1 protein-coding gene is annotated in these 983 nt (G+C 45.2%); it reads right to left on the bottom strand.

Annotated features, from left to right (window positions below; all coding sequences use genetic code 11):
* Positions 1 to 947 (bottom strand): Gfo/Idh/MocA family oxidoreductase (locus JCM17102_RS21040; RefSeq protein ID WP_025076569.1); only part of this gene is annotated, 947 nt, incomplete at its 3' end.
* Positions 948 to 983 lie beyond the last annotated feature (36 nt).

Raw genomic sequence — 983 nt, 5'->3', positions numbered from 1 at the left:
TCATACCAGGTGATATCTACCGGTGGCATTCCCTTGCGGGCAGGGAAACGGAAAAGGATGGTGGAAGAGTAAGGGAAGAAGTAATCATTATGGCCTTCCTGGTGAGTCAAGGTAATTTCATAAGGCAATCCCAATTCCAGGAACTCATGAACCGTATCCAGAATATGTGCTCCCCAGTCACCTAAGGCACCCATACCGAAGTCATACCAGCAACGCCATTCACCTTGATGATACTTTTCATTATATTCATGATAAGGAACCGCTCCCAGCCATGTATCCCAGTCCATATCTTTGGGTAATTGTTGCCCGGAAGGGAGCTTATAAATGTTAGTATCCCACTTGTGCCAACGGCGAACATTATTCATGTGTGCGGACACGGCAGTAACGTCTTTAATAATTCCTGCGTCCATCCACGCTTTAAATTGGAAGTAATTCGCTTCCGAATGTCCCTGATTACCGACTTGAGTTGCCAAGTTAGGACGCTTCAATGCAGCCTGCATCAACAGTTCGGCTTCATAAAATGTACGTGCCAGTGGTTTTTCCACATATACATGTTTGCCTGAAGCCAGAGCCAGCATACTGATAGGAAAGTGGGAGTGGTCGGGAACAGCGATTGCCACAGCATCAAATTCATTTCCTGCCTTGTCAAACATCTGACGGAAGTCTCTGAACTGTTTTGCTTTGGGATACATACCAATTACCTTTTGAGTATGTTTGGCTCCCATGTCCACATCACACAATGCAACGACTTCAACCATACCGGTACGTGCAAAATCGCCGATGATTTGTTCACCGCGGTTTCCAATACCGATATACGCGATCTTCACTTTTCCATTTTTACCTCTCTTGGACGCTAGATTATGGGCGTTCAATACTTCACCGCTTCCAAGGGCCAGGCCGGCGGAAGCCATTGTCATTGTCTTGAGAAAGTCTCTTCGTGTTACCATAATTTGTTCATTGATATTGATTAAGTATTTCCTTTT

It is taken from the genome of Bacteroides faecichinchillae JCM 17102, assembly GCF_000614145.1.
Classification (GTDB): Bacteria; Bacteroidota; Bacteroidia; order Bacteroidales; family Bacteroidaceae; genus Bacteroides; species Bacteroides faecichinchillae.
Note: the sequence above shows the minus strand (reverse complement) of the source record. Positions and strands in the feature narration are given on the sequence as shown.